The organism is Glycomyces algeriensis (assembly GCF_027622855.1).
Classification (GTDB): domain Bacteria; phylum Actinomycetota; class Actinomycetes; order Mycobacteriales; family Micromonosporaceae; genus Glycomyces; species Glycomyces algeriensis.
Genome location: NZ_JAPZVR010000004.1, coordinates 180875 through 195190 on the forward strand (window position 1 = coordinate 180875; position 14316 = coordinate 195190).

Below are 14316 nucleotides of genomic sequence, written 5' to 3' on the forward strand. Positions count from 1 at the left end.
GTCGTCGGTTATCTTCAGTTCGCGAACTGTTCCCTCGAAGTACACCGGAGAGCCGCATGGCCGACGACTCAGACATCACCAATGACGAAATGCCGGGCGACACCACTGCGGAGAAGGTCGGCAACTCCATCCCCGGGGTCAAGCAGTTCCTGAACAGCAAGAAGGTCATCGAGGACGCGATCGAGTCCGACGAGGTGACCTTCAGCAACGCGGCCGCCACCGTCGGCGCGGACATCGCGAGCCTCGGCCTCGAGGCCTTCGGCGCGTTCAAGAACCCCCTCGGCATGCTCGTCAACGTCGGCCTCGACTTCGTCCTGAACCTCTTCGAACCCGCGAACAAGCTCCTCACCTGGCTTTCCGGCGACCCCGACGCGATGGGCGACCTCCAGGAGCGGTGGCGCCAGTGCAAGGACGCCCTCGTCGTCCTGCGCGAAGAGGTCGACACGGCGTGGGAGTCCGCGCTCGCGACCTCTGTGTCGCCGACCACCGACGCCGCCAAGGACAAGGTCAGCGGCATGGCCGCCGCGATCGCCGGCGTCGCCTCGGCGATCTCGCAGGTCGAATCGCACATCGGCATGGCCCAGATGCTGGCCAAGGCCATCTACGAGCTCATCAAGGCCCTGCTCTCCGCGCTCGTCGAGCAGTGCATCATCTACGGCCTCATCGCGCTCGCGTCCTCGTGGGCGTCCGCAGGCGGCTCCATCATGACGTTCCTGATGTGGGCCACCCGCCAGACCGCCGTCGACACCGCCGCCATGTGCCTGCGCGTGTCGATCGCCCAGTTCACCGGCAGCCAGCTCGCGCACATCGGCGGCGAGGTGCTCCGCTCGACGTTCCTCCAGTCCTCGGCCGAAATGCTCCAGTGGGCCGGCGGCGTGGTCTCGAACTGGGCCGGCGGCATCCAGGGCACCGGCGTCCCCGGCAAGGGCCTCCCCGGCCCCGCCTCGAAGAACCCCTCCGCGGGCATGGCGGCGTACATCGACGTGGACCCCGAGGAGTTCAAGGTCGGCGCGACCGAGCTGAGCCGCCTGAAGACCAACGCTGACTCGCTGTCCGCCGCCGTCAACAACGACACCGAGACCGACTTCATGACCTGGGGCCTCGCCTGCCAGGGCTGGGTCGAAGGCTACAACGAGCAGCGGGTCCAGCTCTCCGAGGACGTCGCCCTCATCTCGCCCGCCCTCGAGGGCAACGCGCAGCGGTTCAACGAGGTCGCGGCGGCCTACGAGGACGCGGACATCCAGGCCTCCGAGGACATCAAAGTGGCCGGGGGCAAGTAGTGCCCGGCTTCGACCGCAAGGCGATCCCGAAGGACCTCGCGCTCTCCTACCGGCGCAGCGCGGGCAATTACAAGGACCTTCGGGGTCGGCTCCTGCGGTCGAAGCCCCTGCTCCACCGCGACGGCGCGATCGAAGCGGTGGCCTCGCGGTTCCCGGCGTCCCTGACCGAACCGGTCGTCCTCGACGACGACGCGGGCGTGCTCCGGCTGACCCTGGACGCGGCCGCGACCATGCCGGTCGCCGCCGTGGACGGGGAGCCCGTGGCGATCGGCGACGGCACCGTCTTCGTGGTCCTCCCGACCGGACGGCACGTCGTGGACGTGCAGGGAGGGGCCGCCGCCAGCCCGGTCGTCGTCGAGATCACCGGACGCCGGACGTCCACACTGGTGTGGCGGGAGGAGGCCGACCGGGCCACCGTCCGATTCGGACCGGAGGTCGTGGACGCGATGCCGCCCGCGTCGCCGGTGCACCTGTACCAGTGGGCGGTGGCCGTCTTCATCCTGTGCGGCCTGCCGCTGGCGACGGTGAACCTCTTCAGCTGGGGCGAGACCGCCAGCCGGGCCACCGTGATCGCGGTCGCGGTCATCGGCGCGGCCCTGGTCCCGTTCGTGCCGTGGCGCCGGCGCGAACGCGCCCGGATCACGGCGGTCATGGCCGAGCGGGAGCGGCCCGGACAGCCGCCCGTCGCCCACTACCCGTGGGACGGACCGGCACTCGCCGACCGGCCCGCGCTCCTCGGCGAACGCCCCGAAGCGCTCCCCGAGTTCGCGCCCGGCCAGGGCGCTCTGCTGCTCCGCACCAGGGCTCACCGCCACTTGTGGAAGGACGGCGACGGGGTGACCGGGCGTGACACCGAACTCGCGAGCCTGCGGGTCGACGCCCCGCGCGTCCGCATCGACGGGCACGAGCAGCCCGCCACCTGGGGCAACTGGTGGTACCCGCTGCAGCCCGGTCCGCATACGGTCGAGATCGCGGTCGCCGGCCCGACGGGCGGCACCGCCCGGGTGAGCGAGCGGATCGCGATCGAGGTCCGCGCCGGCGAGGCGACGGCGGCCCGCGCCCGGGCGCACGTCTTCACCCATCGGGGCGAGGACGGCCGCATCGCGGCGGAGGAGAGCCTCCTCTACTTCGAACCCGAAGCGTTCCAAGGCGAATGGATGGGCGACCCCGCCAAGCGCCTTGAGTACTGGGGCTGAGCGGTGACCCGCCGCGGAGGCCCACGCACAACGGAAGGAGCGTCGTCCAATGCAAGGCGACATGCACCACAGGATCGCTGAAGTCCAGCGAATGGCGGCCGAGTTGACGGCCGAAGCGGTGTCCCCGGACGGCGCCGTGCGCGTCGTCGCCGGCCCCGCCGGCGAAGTCAAGCAGATCGACCTGCGGCTCAGCGCGTTCGAGCTCAGCGGCGTCGAACTCGGCGAGGTCACCGCCGCCGCGGTCAAGACCGCCACGTCGGCCGCCGACCGCGAGCTCGCCGCGCGCGTCCGCGGCCTCATGAGCGACGTCTTCGAGGCCGAACGGGAGGCGAACCGATGAGCGACAACGCCAGGCGGCCCACACCGCAGGAGATCATGGCCGAGTTCGAGCAGCTGAAGGCGCAGGCGGAGGCCACCGTCCGACGGTTCCAGGACATGGACGCCGAGCTCGGCGGCGGCGTCGAGGTCCACTCCGAGGACGGCCTCCTCCGCGTCAAGCTGGACGCGAACGGCATTGTGGACGAGATCGGCATCAACGAGGCGGCCATGCGCGGCCGCCAGACGCTCGGGTACGCCATGGTGGCCTTGATCGCCCAGGCCCGCATGGAGCACACGCAGCGGCAGGCCGAGATGGCCCGCCGGATGATCGGCGACAAGTTCGACATCGACGCGATCATGGCGCAGTACGCGCCGAAGGGCGGCGGACCGAGGTCCTGACCCCGGCTCCCGGTCCGGCGAACCACCGGGCGGGGCCGGGGACCGTGGCCGCAGGGGCTGATGCAGGCCTGAAGTCGAGCAGCACTGCACGAAGCACCGCCGGCGCGACACTATCGTCGACGACACCCTCGAGAACGACGAGGGCGAGGAGGAGCCGGCGAAGAAGACCGCGGTCGTCGACGACGCGTACTTCATGTCGGTGACGCGGCCGAGCGGCATCGAGACTCGGCGGTTGAACGACGGCTGCTTCGCAGCGTGGCGAGCAGCGGCATGGCGAGGGGCTGAGCGGCGACGCCCACGATAGCCGGGTCCGGCCATGCCGGGCGCCCGATCGGATCACCGCGCGAATGGTCTTGGAACGCAAGCGAAGGGGCTCCCGTCGTTCGACGGGAGCCCCCCTTGCCGCTCACTCGGGTCAGGCGTCGGCCTCCAGCTCGAAGTCGGCGGCGACCACGGCGTCGGCCTCCACTTCGGTCTCGGCGGTGCCGGTGACCCAACCGTCAAGGCCCGCTTCGAGGCTCGCCGGTCCGGCGTCGGTGAAGAGGACGTACGCGCCGTCCGCGCCGGTCGTGGCGGCCCTGCCGGTGGCGGGGTCGGTGATGACCGCGCCCTCGATCGGGTCGCCTGTGGCCGCGTCGGTCACGGTGCCGCGCACGAGGCCGCCCTCGAGTTCGCCGCAGCCGATGCGGACGTTGTCGAGCATCCACCAGTAGGCCCACGTGTCGTTGTCGTTGAAGTGGAACTTCAGCTGCACGGCGGTCTGGTCGGCCCAGGCCGCGAGGTCGACCGATTCGACCGTGGCCTCCAGGTCCTCATTGGAGTACCAGACCTGCTCCCAGGTCGCTCCGCCGTCGACCGAGAGGAGCACCTCCGCTTCGGAGCCGATCAGGCCGTCCACGAAGAAGCTCGCGAACGACAGGGTCGGGTCCTCGGCCGCGCTCAGGTCGAACGCCGGGGTGATCAGGTCGGTGTCGACCTGGTGGTCCGGGTCGGCCGCATCGGAGTTCGCCTCCGCGAAGCCGCCCGAGCCCGGCGTCTGGTTGCCGTACTCGAACGGGTCGTCGAAGACCCACCCGGCGGTCTCGCCGCGGTCCACGACCTCCCAGCCGGCGGGCAGCGCCCTCGACTCGAAGCCCTCGTCGAGCACGTCGGAACCGTAGCCGGGCGCCAGGCATCCGGGCAGGACCGGCACTTCGACCAGGGCCGCGTCGGCCGGATCGACTTGGACCACTTCATAACCGGGGTAGGCGGACTCGACGGTGAGGGGCCATTCGCCCTCGGCCGGGACCTCCAGGCTGAACGCGCCGGTGAACGGGTCGGTCTGCGCGACCGCCTCGTCGCCCGCGGTCGACACGGTCGCGTCGAGCGCCCACCCGTGTCCGCCGCCGTCGACCACGGTGCCCTCGACGACCTCCGTCGCCTCCTTCTCGAGCTCGGCGTCGAAGACGGCCTCGCCGTTGTTCTTGATCCGCACGGACCCGGTGACGGTGCCGTACAGGAACTTCGAGGCCGTCACGTGGTAGCGCCCGGCCGGGATGCGCGTGAACTCGTAAGCGCCGTCGGCGTTCGTGGTGGCCTCGCGGACCACCGCGCCCTCGAACACGAGCCGGACGCCCGCGACGGGTTCGCCGTCCTGGTCGGTGACCTGGCCCGAGAGCGCCCCGAACTTGCCCGTGGGCGCTTCGTCGACGGCGTCCTCGACGTTGACGCGGCCGTGCCCGTAGACGTTGTTGGCCTCCTTGTCGCCCGTGCACTGGCTGTCGGCGGTGTCGACGGCAGTGCCCGTGAGGGTCTCGTAGACCGCCTCGTAATCGCCTTCCAGCGTCGGCGAGGCCGACATGAGCAGTGCGATCGTGCCCACCACATGCGGTGTGGCCATTGAGGTCCCGTCGCCGAGGCCGTACTCGTCGCCCGGGAGGGAGGAGCGGATGTTCACGCCCGGGGCCGAGAGGTCCGGTTTCAGGACCCCGTTCAGGCCGTGTCCGCGCGAGGAGAAGTCGGCGATCTCGTGGGCCTCGTCGTAGGCGCCCACGGCGATCACGTTCTCGTACACGCCCGGGGTGCTCATCGTCAGGCACGCCGGGCCGTTGTTGCCCGCCGCGAACACCGGGATGATGCCCGAGGCGTGCCACAGGTCCACGACCTCGGCGTAGATCGGGTCGTAGCCCGGGATGGTCGAGCCCCACGAGTTGTTGACCACGTGCGGGGCCTTCAGCGGGTCGGGGTTGCGACCCTCCGAGTCGGTGGGGGCGGCGAGCCACTGCCCGGCCAGGATCAGCGTCTCGATGCTGGGGCAGCAGCCGTTGACGGCGATCCACTCCGCGCCGGGCGCGACGCCGATCCCCTCGGAGCCGACCATGGTGCCCATCGTGTGGGTGCCGTGGCCGTCGTCGTCGCAGGGCGCGTCGCCCGGGCAGACGTCCTGGATGTCGTAGAAGTTGTAGTCGTGCGTGAAGGACCCGTCGCCGTTGTTGCCGCGGTACTTGTCCACGAGCGCCGGGTGGTCGTACTGCACGCCGGAGTCGATGCTGGCCACGACGATGCCCTCGCCGGTGAAGCCCTGCTCCCACACGTCGGGCGCGCCCACGTCCTCGACACCCCACTCCACGGCCGCCTCTTTGACGGCGTCCCAGGTCTGGAAGTCGTTCTCGGGCTTGTCGTCGGGGGCGATCGGCTCGATCATCGAGTAGTCGGGGGCGGCCACGACCGCCTCGACCTCGTCGAACGCGACCAGCTCGGCGAGCAGGTCGGCGTCGCCGACCACCTTCACCGTGGAAGCGCCCCAATAGGACTCGTAGTCGGCGCCGGCCTCGTCGAGTGCGGCGATCACGCCCGCCTGCGAGGTCTCGGCGTACTCCTTGGCGGCCTCGACGGCAGCGGTGCCCTTGGCCTCCTTGGTGTCCGCGGCGAGCGCGGTGCTGTAGTCGGGCGAGCCGGCGAAGAGGAGCCACAGCTCCGCGTCGCCCTGGTCGTCGATCTCCTCGAGCAGTTCGGGGGCGACCTTCTCCTCGATGAGGACCTCGGTCTCCGATTCCTGGGCGGCGGCGCCGGTGGCGACCGCGGCCGGGACGAGCGCGCCGGCGAAGGCGGCGGCGAGGATGCGGCGTGAACGCCGCTGTGCAACTGTCACGGACTCTCCTTGCTGGGGGTGGCCCCGCGGTGCCGGCCGCGAGACCGGGGGTGGTCTCCGAGAGGCGGGAAATTGGTGACTATGGACAGATTCGCTGGGGTAGCTCCACATTGGCGACCCCAAAATCGGTACGCCCCGAAGGACCGGGACGGTTGCATCCGTCACGTTTTAGGCACAGGAAAATATTCGCCGAGCCTGTTGCAGGGCACGAAAAAGCCCCGGACCGCACAGCGGTCCGGGGCCGGTAAAGCCTGGTCAGGAGGTGCTAGAACCCGCCGAAATCGCCACCGCCGCCGAAGTCCCCGCCACCGAAATCGCCGCCGCCGCCGGCGTCGCCGCCCGCGTCCCCGCCGCCGTCCGAACCGGCATCGCCGCCGTCGCCACCAGAATCGCCGCCGGAGCCGCTGTCGGCGCCCTCGACCGCGCCCATCGCGTAAGCGGGGGCGATCATCGCGTCGAACACCATCATGCCGACGAACACGCCCGCCGCACCCGCCAGCGCGGGCTGCCACCACGGCGTGTTGTACCAGCCCGCGGGCACGGGACGGCCGTCGACGCGGCCGCCCGGGTAGTAGTGGCGGTTCTCGTCGCTGGGGTCCGGCGAGCCGGTGTAGGTGCGGCCCTCGACTTCGGCGCTGACCGGTTCGGTGAGCGCGCCGGTGCGGCGCTTGCCGACCAGCGAGGGGACCTCGGGGCCGGGGTCGATGTCCATCGCGGTGCGGGCGGCCCGCACGTAGAGCAGGCCTTCGATGGAGGTCTCGGCGACGAGCCGGTACTGGTTGATCGTGCGCGCCGATTCGAGTTGGGAGCCCGCGGCGGTGTAGCGCTCGCCGGCGTCGGCGAGGGCCTGGCCTGCGGGGAGGTTGTCGCCGGGGGCGACGAGGTTCATGGTCTGGCCGCCGAGGCGCTCGTAGAGGCGCCGGGCCTCGGCTTCGGCGTCGGCGAGTTCTGCCTGCGCCCGCTTCTTATTGGATTGCACCACGAAGAAGATGACGAGTACCGCGACCACCAGCAGGGTCAACCACAGCTCCATGTACCGACTGTACCCGTGGTCACCCTTCTAGACTGGCCCGTATGACGTGGGTCCTATTGGCGGTGGTGTGCCTGGCGGCGGGCGGTTTCGGCGGCTGGTTCGCGGGGCGGTCGCGCCAGAGCGCGGAGTTGGCGGCGGCGACGGCGCGGCTGGAGGCCGCGGCGGACAACGAGCGGCGGCTCGAGTCGACGTTGAAGGCGGTCGCGTACGAGGCGACGGACCATTCGCGGCAGGCGGTGGGGCAGGTGCTCGCGCCGATCGCGGAGACGTTGGCGCGGTATGAGACGCGGCTCGGGGATGTGGAGCGGGCGCGGGTGGACGCGTACGCGCAGTTGCGGATTCAGCTGTCGGGGGTCGCGGAGACCTCGGAGGATCTGCGGGAGCAGACGGGGCGGCTGCTGGGGGCGCTGCGGTCGCCGCAGGTGCGCGGGCAGTGGGGCGAGGTGCAGTTGCGGCGGATCGTGGAGGCCGCGGGGATGGTCGAGCACTGCGATTTCTCCGAGCAGCATTCCGGTCTGGTGGACGGGCGCGGGGTGCGGCCTGACCTGGTGGTGCGGTTGTCTGGCGGGCGGACGCTCGTGGTGGACGCGAAGGCGCCGCTGCAGTCGTATCTGCAGGCGCTGGAGTCGGAGGACGAGGCAGGGCGGGAGCAGTTGCTGCGGATGCACGCGAAGCATCTGCGGCGGCATGTGGAGTCGTTGGCGGGCAAGGAATACTGGCGGGCGTTCGAGGACACGCCGGAGATGGTGGTGCTGTTCGTGCCGGCGGACGCGTTCTTGGATGCGGCGCTGCGGGGGGATCCGGCGCTGCTGGAGGACTCGTTCGGGCGGGGTGTGGTGATCGCGTCGCCGGCGACGCTGATGGCGCTGCTGCGGACGGTGGCGCACACGTGGCGGCAGGAGGCGCTGGCGCAGCATGCGAAGGAGGTGCACAAGCTGGGGCGGGAGCTGCATGAGCGGCTCGGTGCGGTGGCGGGGCATTTCTCGCGGCTGGGGTCGTCGCTGGAGGCGGCGGTCGGGTCGTACAACGCGGCGGTCGCGAGTGTGGAGTCGCGGCTGCTGGTGACGGCGCGGCGGTTCACCGAGCTGGAGGTCGCGGGCGAGGCGCCGGAGTCCCCGGCGCCGGTGATCACGCCGACGCGCAGGCCAACCTGGGACGCGGCCGAGGATTTGCGGCCTTAGCCCCAGCTCACGGCTCCGGGCAGTCCCCCGCCCTCCCAGGGGGGCGTCCCCGGTTCAAGTCTCCTGCCCGGGTCCGACAAGAAACGGCCGTTCTTACCGTCGTAAACGAATTTGTCACTCGAAAGAGGGAACCGGGGCAAAGATCGGGTCTCAGGCGCGGCCGGCGGCCTTGAGGTCCTTGGCGAGTTCGCGCGGGAGGGAGAACGAGATCTTCTCCGTCACCGGCTCGAACTCCTCCACGTTCGTGAATCCGCGTTCGGCCAGGTGCGCGAGCACGTCCTGCACCAGGTTGTCGGGCACCGAGGCCCCCGAAGACAGGCCCACAGTGGACGCTCCCTCCAGCCAGGCCTCGTCGATCTCGTGCGCGAAGTCGATGAGGTGCCCGGCCCTGGCGCCGTGCTGCACCGCGACCTCGACCAGCCGCACCGAGTTCGAGGAGTTCTTCGAGCCGACCACGAGCATCACGTCGCACTCGTCCGCGATGTCCTTGACCACCTGCTGGCGGTTCTGCGTCGCGTAACAGATGTCGTCGCTCGGCGGGCTCTGGAGCATCGGCAGGCGCTTCTTGAGCCGGTCCACGGTCTCCATGGTCTCGTCGACCGAGAGCGTCGTCTGCGAGAGCCACACGACCTTCGCGGGGTCGCGCACCACGACCTGGTCGACCGAGTCGGGGCCGTCCACGAGCTGGATGTGCTCGGGCGCCTCGCCGGAGGTCCCGATGACCTCCTCGTGGCCCTCGTGGCCGATGAGCAGGATGTCGAAGTCCTCCTCGGCGTACCGCACGGCCTCCTTGTGCACCTTCGTCACCAGGGGGCACGTCGCGTCGATCGCCTTCAGGCCGCGCTCGGCCGCCTGGTCGTGGACCTCGGGCGCCACGCCGTGCGCCGAGAAGACCACCACCGAACCCGGCGGCACCTCCTCGTTCTCCTCGACAAACACCGCGCCCTTGCCGGCGAGGGTCTCCACCACATGCCGGTTGTGCACGATCTCCTTGCGCACGTACACGGGAGCGCCGTACAGCTCCAGCGCCTTCTCGACGGTCACCACGGCCCGGTCCACGCCCGCGCAGTACCCGCGCGGCTTGGCCAACAACACTCGCTTCGGGTCTGCCACGCCTCGATGGTATCCGGCCGCCCGGTTTCGTCACACCCTGCAGTTAGTCTGGCCACGTGACCGACGCAGCGAGCAGCGCCACCGACAGCACCTCGGAACGTCCCGGCACCCCGGAGCAGCCGGGCGCCTCGGACCGGTCCGGCCCCGCCGCGGGGCAGGGCGCGGCGAAACCGGGCGCCACCGGGCCGGGCGTGCCGATGAGCGCCGAGAACCCGTGGCCGCTGCGGGTCGTCTCGAAGAAGATCGGCGACTGGCTCGCCCGCCTCGGCGAGGTGTGGACCGAAGGCCAGATCACCGAGATCAGCCACCGCGGCCGCACCGTCTACCTGACGCTCCGCGACCCGTCCGCCGAGGTCTCGATGCGGGTCGTCGACTTCACCGGCGCCGTCGCCGCCTGCGACCCGCCGCTGCGCGACGGCGCGCAGGTCGTCATCCGCGCCCAGGCCCAGTGGTGGGACAAGAACGGCTCCCTCTCGCTGCATGTGCGCGAGATCCGCCAGGTCGGCCTCGGCGAGCTCCTCGCCCGCCTCGAACGCCTCAAGAAGCTGCTCGCCGCAGAAGGCCTGTTCGCGGCCGAGCGCAAGAAGCCGCTTCCCTTCCTGCCCTACCGGATCGGGCTCATCACCGGCCGCGCCTCCGATGCGATGCGCGACGTCCTGAAGAATGCCAAGGCCCGCCTGCCGTCCGCCGACTTCGAGGTCCGCGAGGTCGCCGTCCAGGGGCCGCGCGCGGTCACTGAGGTGTGCGCGGCGCTGGCCGAGCTCGACCGGGACCCTGACGTGGAGGTCATCGTGATCGCCCGCGGCGGCGGCTCGATGGAGGACCTGCTGCCGTTCTCGGACGAGACCCTGTGCCGTGCGGTCGCCGAGGCGGTGACGCCCGTGGTCTCCGCGATCGGGCACGAACCGGACACGCCGATCCTCGACTACGTGGCCGACTGGCGCGCTTCGACCCCCACCGAGGCCGGCAAGAAAGTGGTCCCCGACCTCGCCGAGGAGCAGCGCGGCCTGAACATCAGCCGCACCCGGCTGCGCCAGGCGCTCAATGCGATGCTGACCCGCGAGACGGACGGGCTCGCGGCGATGCGCGCCCGCCCGGTGCTGGCGCGGCCGGAGACGATGCTGGAGGCGCGCGGCGAAGTGGTCGCGAACCTGACCCACCGCATGCGCGCCCGCGTCGACTCGCGGCTCGAGCGGTCGACGGACGAGCTGGAGCATCTGCGGGCGCGCCTGCGGTCGTTGTCGCCGCAGTCGACGCTCGACCGCGGCTACGCGATCGTCACCGACACCGAGACCGGTGCGGTGCTGCGGGAAGCGGCCGATGCGGGCGAAGCGATCGAAGTGCGGCTGGCGGCGGGATCGCTGCGGGCCGCTGTCGTGCACACGAGGGAGGACGAGCAGTGAGCGACAAGTTGAGTTACGAAGAGGCCCGGGCGGAACTGGTGGCCACGGTCGAACGGCTTGAGGCCGGCGGCGCCACCCTGGAGGAGTCGCTCGCGCTGTGGGAGCGAGGCGAGAAGCTCGCCGACCTGTGCCAGTCGCACCTCGAGGGCGCACGGGAGCGGCTGAAGGCCCGCACGGAGCCGGAAGCCGACGAGGACTGAGCCGAACGGGGCGCCGCGCCGAAGGCCGCGGGAATCGGCCTCGGGTCCCTCGCGGACGGCGTACGCCGGGGCGCCGCAATGCCCCGCCGTTAACGCCGCATTTTCGGCATCAGCCTTCAAAACGGACACGCTGGGGTCCCCCGATTCCATGCTGGCTCGGGGGTACGACACCGTCGCGGGTAACGCTTCGCTAAGCGCCCGCGGCCTCGGCCACGCCTTCCGCCAGTTCGGGGAGGTCGCCGACGCCGTCGGGTTCGGCGCTGAGGACGACGGTCTCGCCGCCGATCTCGGCCACCCAGGTCTCGCCGTTGTCCGACTCGTATGCGGCCCATTGGATCCCGGCCGACTCGACCGAGCTGCCAGCGCCGGAGAGGTTCTCGTTCACGTCGAGGGCCGTGCCGTTGGTCTCCGAGAGCTGCAGGCCGTTGCCCTCCGGCGAGTAGTAGCCGGTGCGGAGCGTGACGGTCTCGCCCTCGACCGCGAGGTCGGTCGAGATCGCCTTCCACTCGCCGCCGAGCTCCGGCTCGATCACCGCGAGGCCGAGGCTCGCCGCCGTGGAGTAGTTCGCGCTCGTGTCGACCACGCTGACCTGCCGGTCCGCGGCGAGCCACTGCCAGCCGACGTAGAACAGGCCGATCGGCACCAGCAGCACCGCCATCGACATCGCCATGTCGCGCATCCGCCGCTGCTTCGGGCGCGCGGACTTGGCCGCGGTGGCGTTCGCGACGGCCTCGTTCTCGACCTCGTCGCGCTCGACACCCGGAGCCGGTGCCTCGGCAGTGCCTTCAGCGGAACCGCCCTCAGCAGTGCCGCTTTCAACAGTGCCGCCTTCAACAGCACTGCCGTCGACAGCGCCGCCCGCGACCCCGGCTTCGACCTTGACCTCTTCGGTGGACATGACTCCATCCTGAACGACCGCCCTGCCGCCCGCCGCACCGCCCCGTCCCGGCGTGGCCCACGAATCCCACACCCCAATCCGGCGCGACGAGACCTCCAAGCCCTCGCAACCCGGACGCGCCCGCCCACCCCGACGCGAATCCGACTTCCAGGCCGTCGGCGCCCTGCAATACCCTCTCCGCAGCGGCACCCGCGCGCCCGACGGAAGGAGCCACCATTGATCCTCGTGGCAGGCGAGAACATCATCGACCTCGTCCCAGCTCCCGGCGGCCAGCTCCGCCCGACCTGCGGCGGCGGACCCGCCAACACCGCCGTCTCGCTCGCCCGGCGCGGGATCCCGACCGCGCTCGTCGGCGCCGTCGGCGGCGACCACTTCGGCCGCCAGGCCTGGCGTCGCCACATCGCGGCGGGCGTGCGCCGCGACTGGCTGCTCCGCACCGACCTGCCCTCCACCCTCGGCCTCGCGATCGTCCACGAGGACGGCAGCGCCGACTACGACTACTGGACGACCGGCACCGCCGACTTCGCCTGGGACGGCCGCCCCCTCCCCAAACCGGACCCGGCCCGCGTCGACCTCATCCACTTCGGCTCCCTCGCCGCCTACCTCGAGCCCTCCGCCCGCGCCATCGAGCACTGGGTGAACCGCGCGCGGCGCGCCGTCCCGATTTCCTTCGATCCGAACATCCGCCTCAGCGCCATGGGCGAGCACGCCAAAGTCCTCGAACGCACCGAGCGCCTGGTCGGCCTCGCGACCCTAGTGCGCGTCTCGGAACGCGACCTCGCCCAGCTCTACCCGGGCACCGCCGTCGAGGAGATCGCCCGCAAATGGCTCGGGGAGGGCCCCGAACTCGTGGTCGTGACACTCGGCGACGCCGGCTCAGTGGCGTTCCACCGCAACCACACCACCGAGATGACGGCCCCGCCGGTCGACGTCGTGGACTCGATCGGCGCGGGCGACGCGTTCACCTCCGGGCTCATCGGCTGGCTCACCTCGGCGGGCTGGATGCGCCGTGACCGGCTCCCCGCCTGGGGCAACCAGGCCGTGGTCGCCGCGGCCCTGCGCTACGCGAGCCAGGTCGCCGCTCAGGCGTGCACTGTCCCCGGCGCGCCGTGACGCCCTGCGTTCACTGAGGCGAAACACGCCTCCAGTCGACATAAGATCGTGGTGTGCCCGCACCCGAACTGCGCATCTGCCTCGACGTGTCCGACCTCGACGCGTCGCTGCAGAGCGACGTCCGGCGGGGCCTCACCGCGCACCCCAAGCACCTGCCCATGCGCCTGCACTACGACGGCCGCGGTTCGACGCTCTTCGGCGAGCTCACCCGCCAGCCCGAGTACTACCAGACGCGCAGCGAGCGGGCGGTCCTCCACGACCGGGCCGCGGAGATCGCGGACGCGCTCGGCCCCGAACCGGTCTCCGTGATCGAGCTCGGCGCGGGCCGGGCCGAGAAGATCCGGCCGCTCCTCGGCGCGCTCGCGTCGGCCGGCCGCCTCGACGCGTTCTGGCCGTTCGACGTGGCCGAGGGCGAGGTCCGGGACGTGCTCCTCGAACTGGCCACCGCCTACCCGAACGCGCACCTCGGCGGCATCATCGGCGACTTCACCCGCCACCTCGCGCACCTGCCCGACCACCACGACATGCGGCTCGTCGCGTTCCTCGGCGGCACCTTCGGGAACTTCACCGCCATGGAGCGCAGCGAGTTCCTGGGCGACCTGCGCGAGTCCCTGCGCCCCGGCGACTGGTTCCTGCTCGGCGCGGACCTCGTCAAGGACCCCGAGGTGATCCTCGCGGCCTACAACGACGCCGCGGGTGTCACCGCCGAGTTCAACCGGCACGTCCTGTACGTCCTCAACCACCGCCTCGACGCCGATTTCGAACCCGACAACTTCGAGCACATCGCCCTGTGGGACAACGACACCGCGACCATCGACATGCGCCTGCGCGCCATGAAGCCGATGAAAGTGGACGTCGCGGCGCTCGCGATCGACATCGCGTTCAGCGTCGGCGAGGAGATCCACACCGGCATCTCCACCAAGTTCCAGCCCGGCGAGCTCCAGAACCAGCTCCAGGCCAGCGGATTCGAGACGACCCGCTGCTGGACCGACGAGCACGGCTACATGGGCGTGTTCCTCGCCCGCGCGATCTAGGGGTCTTCGGGGCCGGGC

The 14316-nt window shown here is 71.1% G+C and carries 13 protein-coding genes; 9 read left to right on the forward strand and 4 right to left on the reverse strand.

From position 1 onward, the window contains the following. Positions 1-56: 56 nt before the first annotated feature. The 4 genes from O2L52_RS09450 (at position 57) to O2L52_RS09465 (ending at position 3193) form a co-directional block, all read left to right on the forward strand. Complete coding sequence (locus tag O2L52_RS09450; protein ID WP_270115123.1) at positions 57-1280, forward strand: hypothetical protein; 1224 nt, start codon at positions 57-59, stop codon at positions 1278-1280. Further along, positions 1280-2476, forward strand: coding sequence for a hypothetical protein (locus O2L52_RS09455; protein WP_270115124.1), 1197 nt, complete (start codon positions 1280-1282; stop codon positions 2474-2476). The genes O2L52_RS09450 and O2L52_RS09455 overlap by 1 nt, the downstream gene beginning before the upstream one ends. Positions 2477-2537: 61 nt before the next feature. Next, a complete protein-coding gene (locus O2L52_RS09460) occupies positions 2538-2816 on the forward strand; it encodes a YbaB/EbfC family nucleoid-associated protein (RefSeq protein ID WP_270115125.1) in 279 nt (92 codons plus the stop codon). After that, positions 2813-3193, forward strand: a complete 381-nt coding sequence (locus tag O2L52_RS09465; protein WP_270115126.1) for a hypothetical protein — start codon at positions 2813-2815, stop codon at positions 3191-3193. Before O2L52_RS09460 ends, O2L52_RS09465 begins: the two co-directional genes overlap by 4 nt. Positions 3194-3608: 415 nt before the next feature. Here O2L52_RS09465 and O2L52_RS09470 read toward each other — a convergent pair whose 3' ends face one another. Next, positions 3609-6323, reverse strand: coding sequence for a S8 family serine peptidase (locus tag O2L52_RS09470; RefSeq protein WP_270115127.1), 2715 nt, complete (start codon positions 6321-6323; stop codon positions 3609-3611). Between the two features lie 265 nt (positions 6324-6588). Further along, positions 6589-7356, reverse strand: a complete 768-nt coding sequence (locus O2L52_RS09475) for a hypothetical protein (RefSeq protein WP_270115129.1) — start codon at positions 7354-7356, stop codon at positions 6589-6591. Between the two features lie 41 nt (positions 7357-7397). Between O2L52_RS09475 and O2L52_RS09480 the strand changes: the two genes are divergently transcribed. Then, the gene (locus tag O2L52_RS09480) at positions 7398-8537 is read left to right on the forward strand and encodes a DNA recombination protein RmuC (RefSeq protein ID WP_270115130.1); all 1140 of its coding nucleotides are present in this window, start codon (positions 7398-7400) and stop codon (positions 8535-8537) included. Positions 8538-8687: 150 nt separating this feature from the next. Here O2L52_RS09480 and O2L52_RS09485 read toward each other — a convergent pair whose 3' ends face one another. Beyond that, positions 8688-9650: a 4-hydroxy-3-methylbut-2-enyl diphosphate reductase gene (locus tag O2L52_RS09485; protein WP_270115131.1), complete on the reverse strand. Its 963-nt coding sequence runs from the start codon at positions 9648-9650 to the stop codon at positions 8688-8690. A gap of 197 nt (positions 9651-9847) precedes the next feature. Between O2L52_RS09485 and xseA the strand changes: the two genes are divergently transcribed. Continuing rightward, entirely contained in the window at positions 9848-11053 is a 1206-nt protein-coding gene (xseA, locus tag O2L52_RS09490; RefSeq protein ID WP_373897044.1) for an exodeoxyribonuclease VII large subunit, read from the forward strand. Beyond that, positions 11050-11253 carry an exodeoxyribonuclease VII small subunit gene (locus O2L52_RS09495; RefSeq protein WP_270115133.1) on the forward strand — a complete coding sequence of 68 codons (204 nt, stop codon included), beginning with the start codon at positions 11050-11052 and terminating at the stop codon, positions 11251-11253. Before xseA ends, O2L52_RS09495 begins: the two co-directional genes overlap by 4 nt. Before the next feature lie 190 nt (positions 11254-11443). Here the strand turns inward: O2L52_RS09495 and O2L52_RS09500 are convergent, their stop codons facing one another. Next, complete coding sequence (locus tag O2L52_RS09500) at positions 11444-12151, reverse strand: DUF4245 family protein (protein ID WP_270115134.1); 708 nt, start codon at positions 12149-12151, stop codon at positions 11444-11446. Positions 12152-12376: 225 nt separating this feature from the next. On the opposite strand from O2L52_RS09500, the gene O2L52_RS09505 reads away from it, so the two are divergent. Together O2L52_RS09505 and egtD are read left to right on the forward strand one after the other, a co-directional pair. Further along, positions 12377-13264 carry a carbohydrate kinase family protein gene (locus O2L52_RS09505; protein WP_270115397.1) on the forward strand — a complete coding sequence of 296 codons (888 nt, stop codon included), beginning with the start codon at positions 12377-12379 and terminating at the stop codon, positions 13262-13264. Positions 13265-13317: 53 nt separating this feature from the next. Further along, positions 13318-14298, forward strand: coding sequence for an L-histidine N(alpha)-methyltransferase (gene egtD / locus O2L52_RS09510; RefSeq protein WP_270115135.1), 981 nt, complete (start codon positions 13318-13320; stop codon positions 14296-14298). Positions 14299-14316 lie beyond the last annotated feature (18 nt).

What these genes read in the sequence shown, in the direction of transcription:
- O2L52_RS09450 (WP_270115123.1), top strand. Translation starts at nt 57, where the DNA reads ATGGCCGACGACTCAGACATCACCAATGACGAAATGCCGGGCGACACC.
- O2L52_RS09460 (WP_270115125.1), top strand. Translation starts at nt 2,538, where the DNA reads ATGCACCACAGGATCGCTGAAGTCCAGCGAATGGCGGCCGAGTTGACG.
- O2L52_RS09465 (WP_270115126.1), top strand. Translation starts at nt 2,813, where the DNA reads ATGAGCGACAACGCCAGGCGGCCCACACCGCAGGAGATCATGGCCGAG.
- O2L52_RS09475 (WP_270115129.1), bottom strand. Translation starts at nt 7,356, where the DNA reads ATGGAGCTGTGGTTGACCCTGCTGGTGGTCGCGGTACTCGTCATCTTC.
- O2L52_RS09480 (WP_270115130.1), top strand. Translation starts at nt 7,398, where the DNA reads ATGACGTGGGTCCTATTGGCGGTGGTGTGCCTGGCGGCGGGCGGTTTC.
- xseA (WP_373897044.1), top strand. Translation starts at nt 9,848, where the DNA reads ATGAGCGCCGAGAACCCGTGGCCGCTGCGGGTCGTCTCGAAGAAGATC.
- O2L52_RS09500 (WP_270115134.1), bottom strand. Translation starts at nt 12,151, where the DNA reads ATGTCCACCGAAGAGGTCAAGGTCGAAGCCGGGGTCGCGGGCGGCGCT.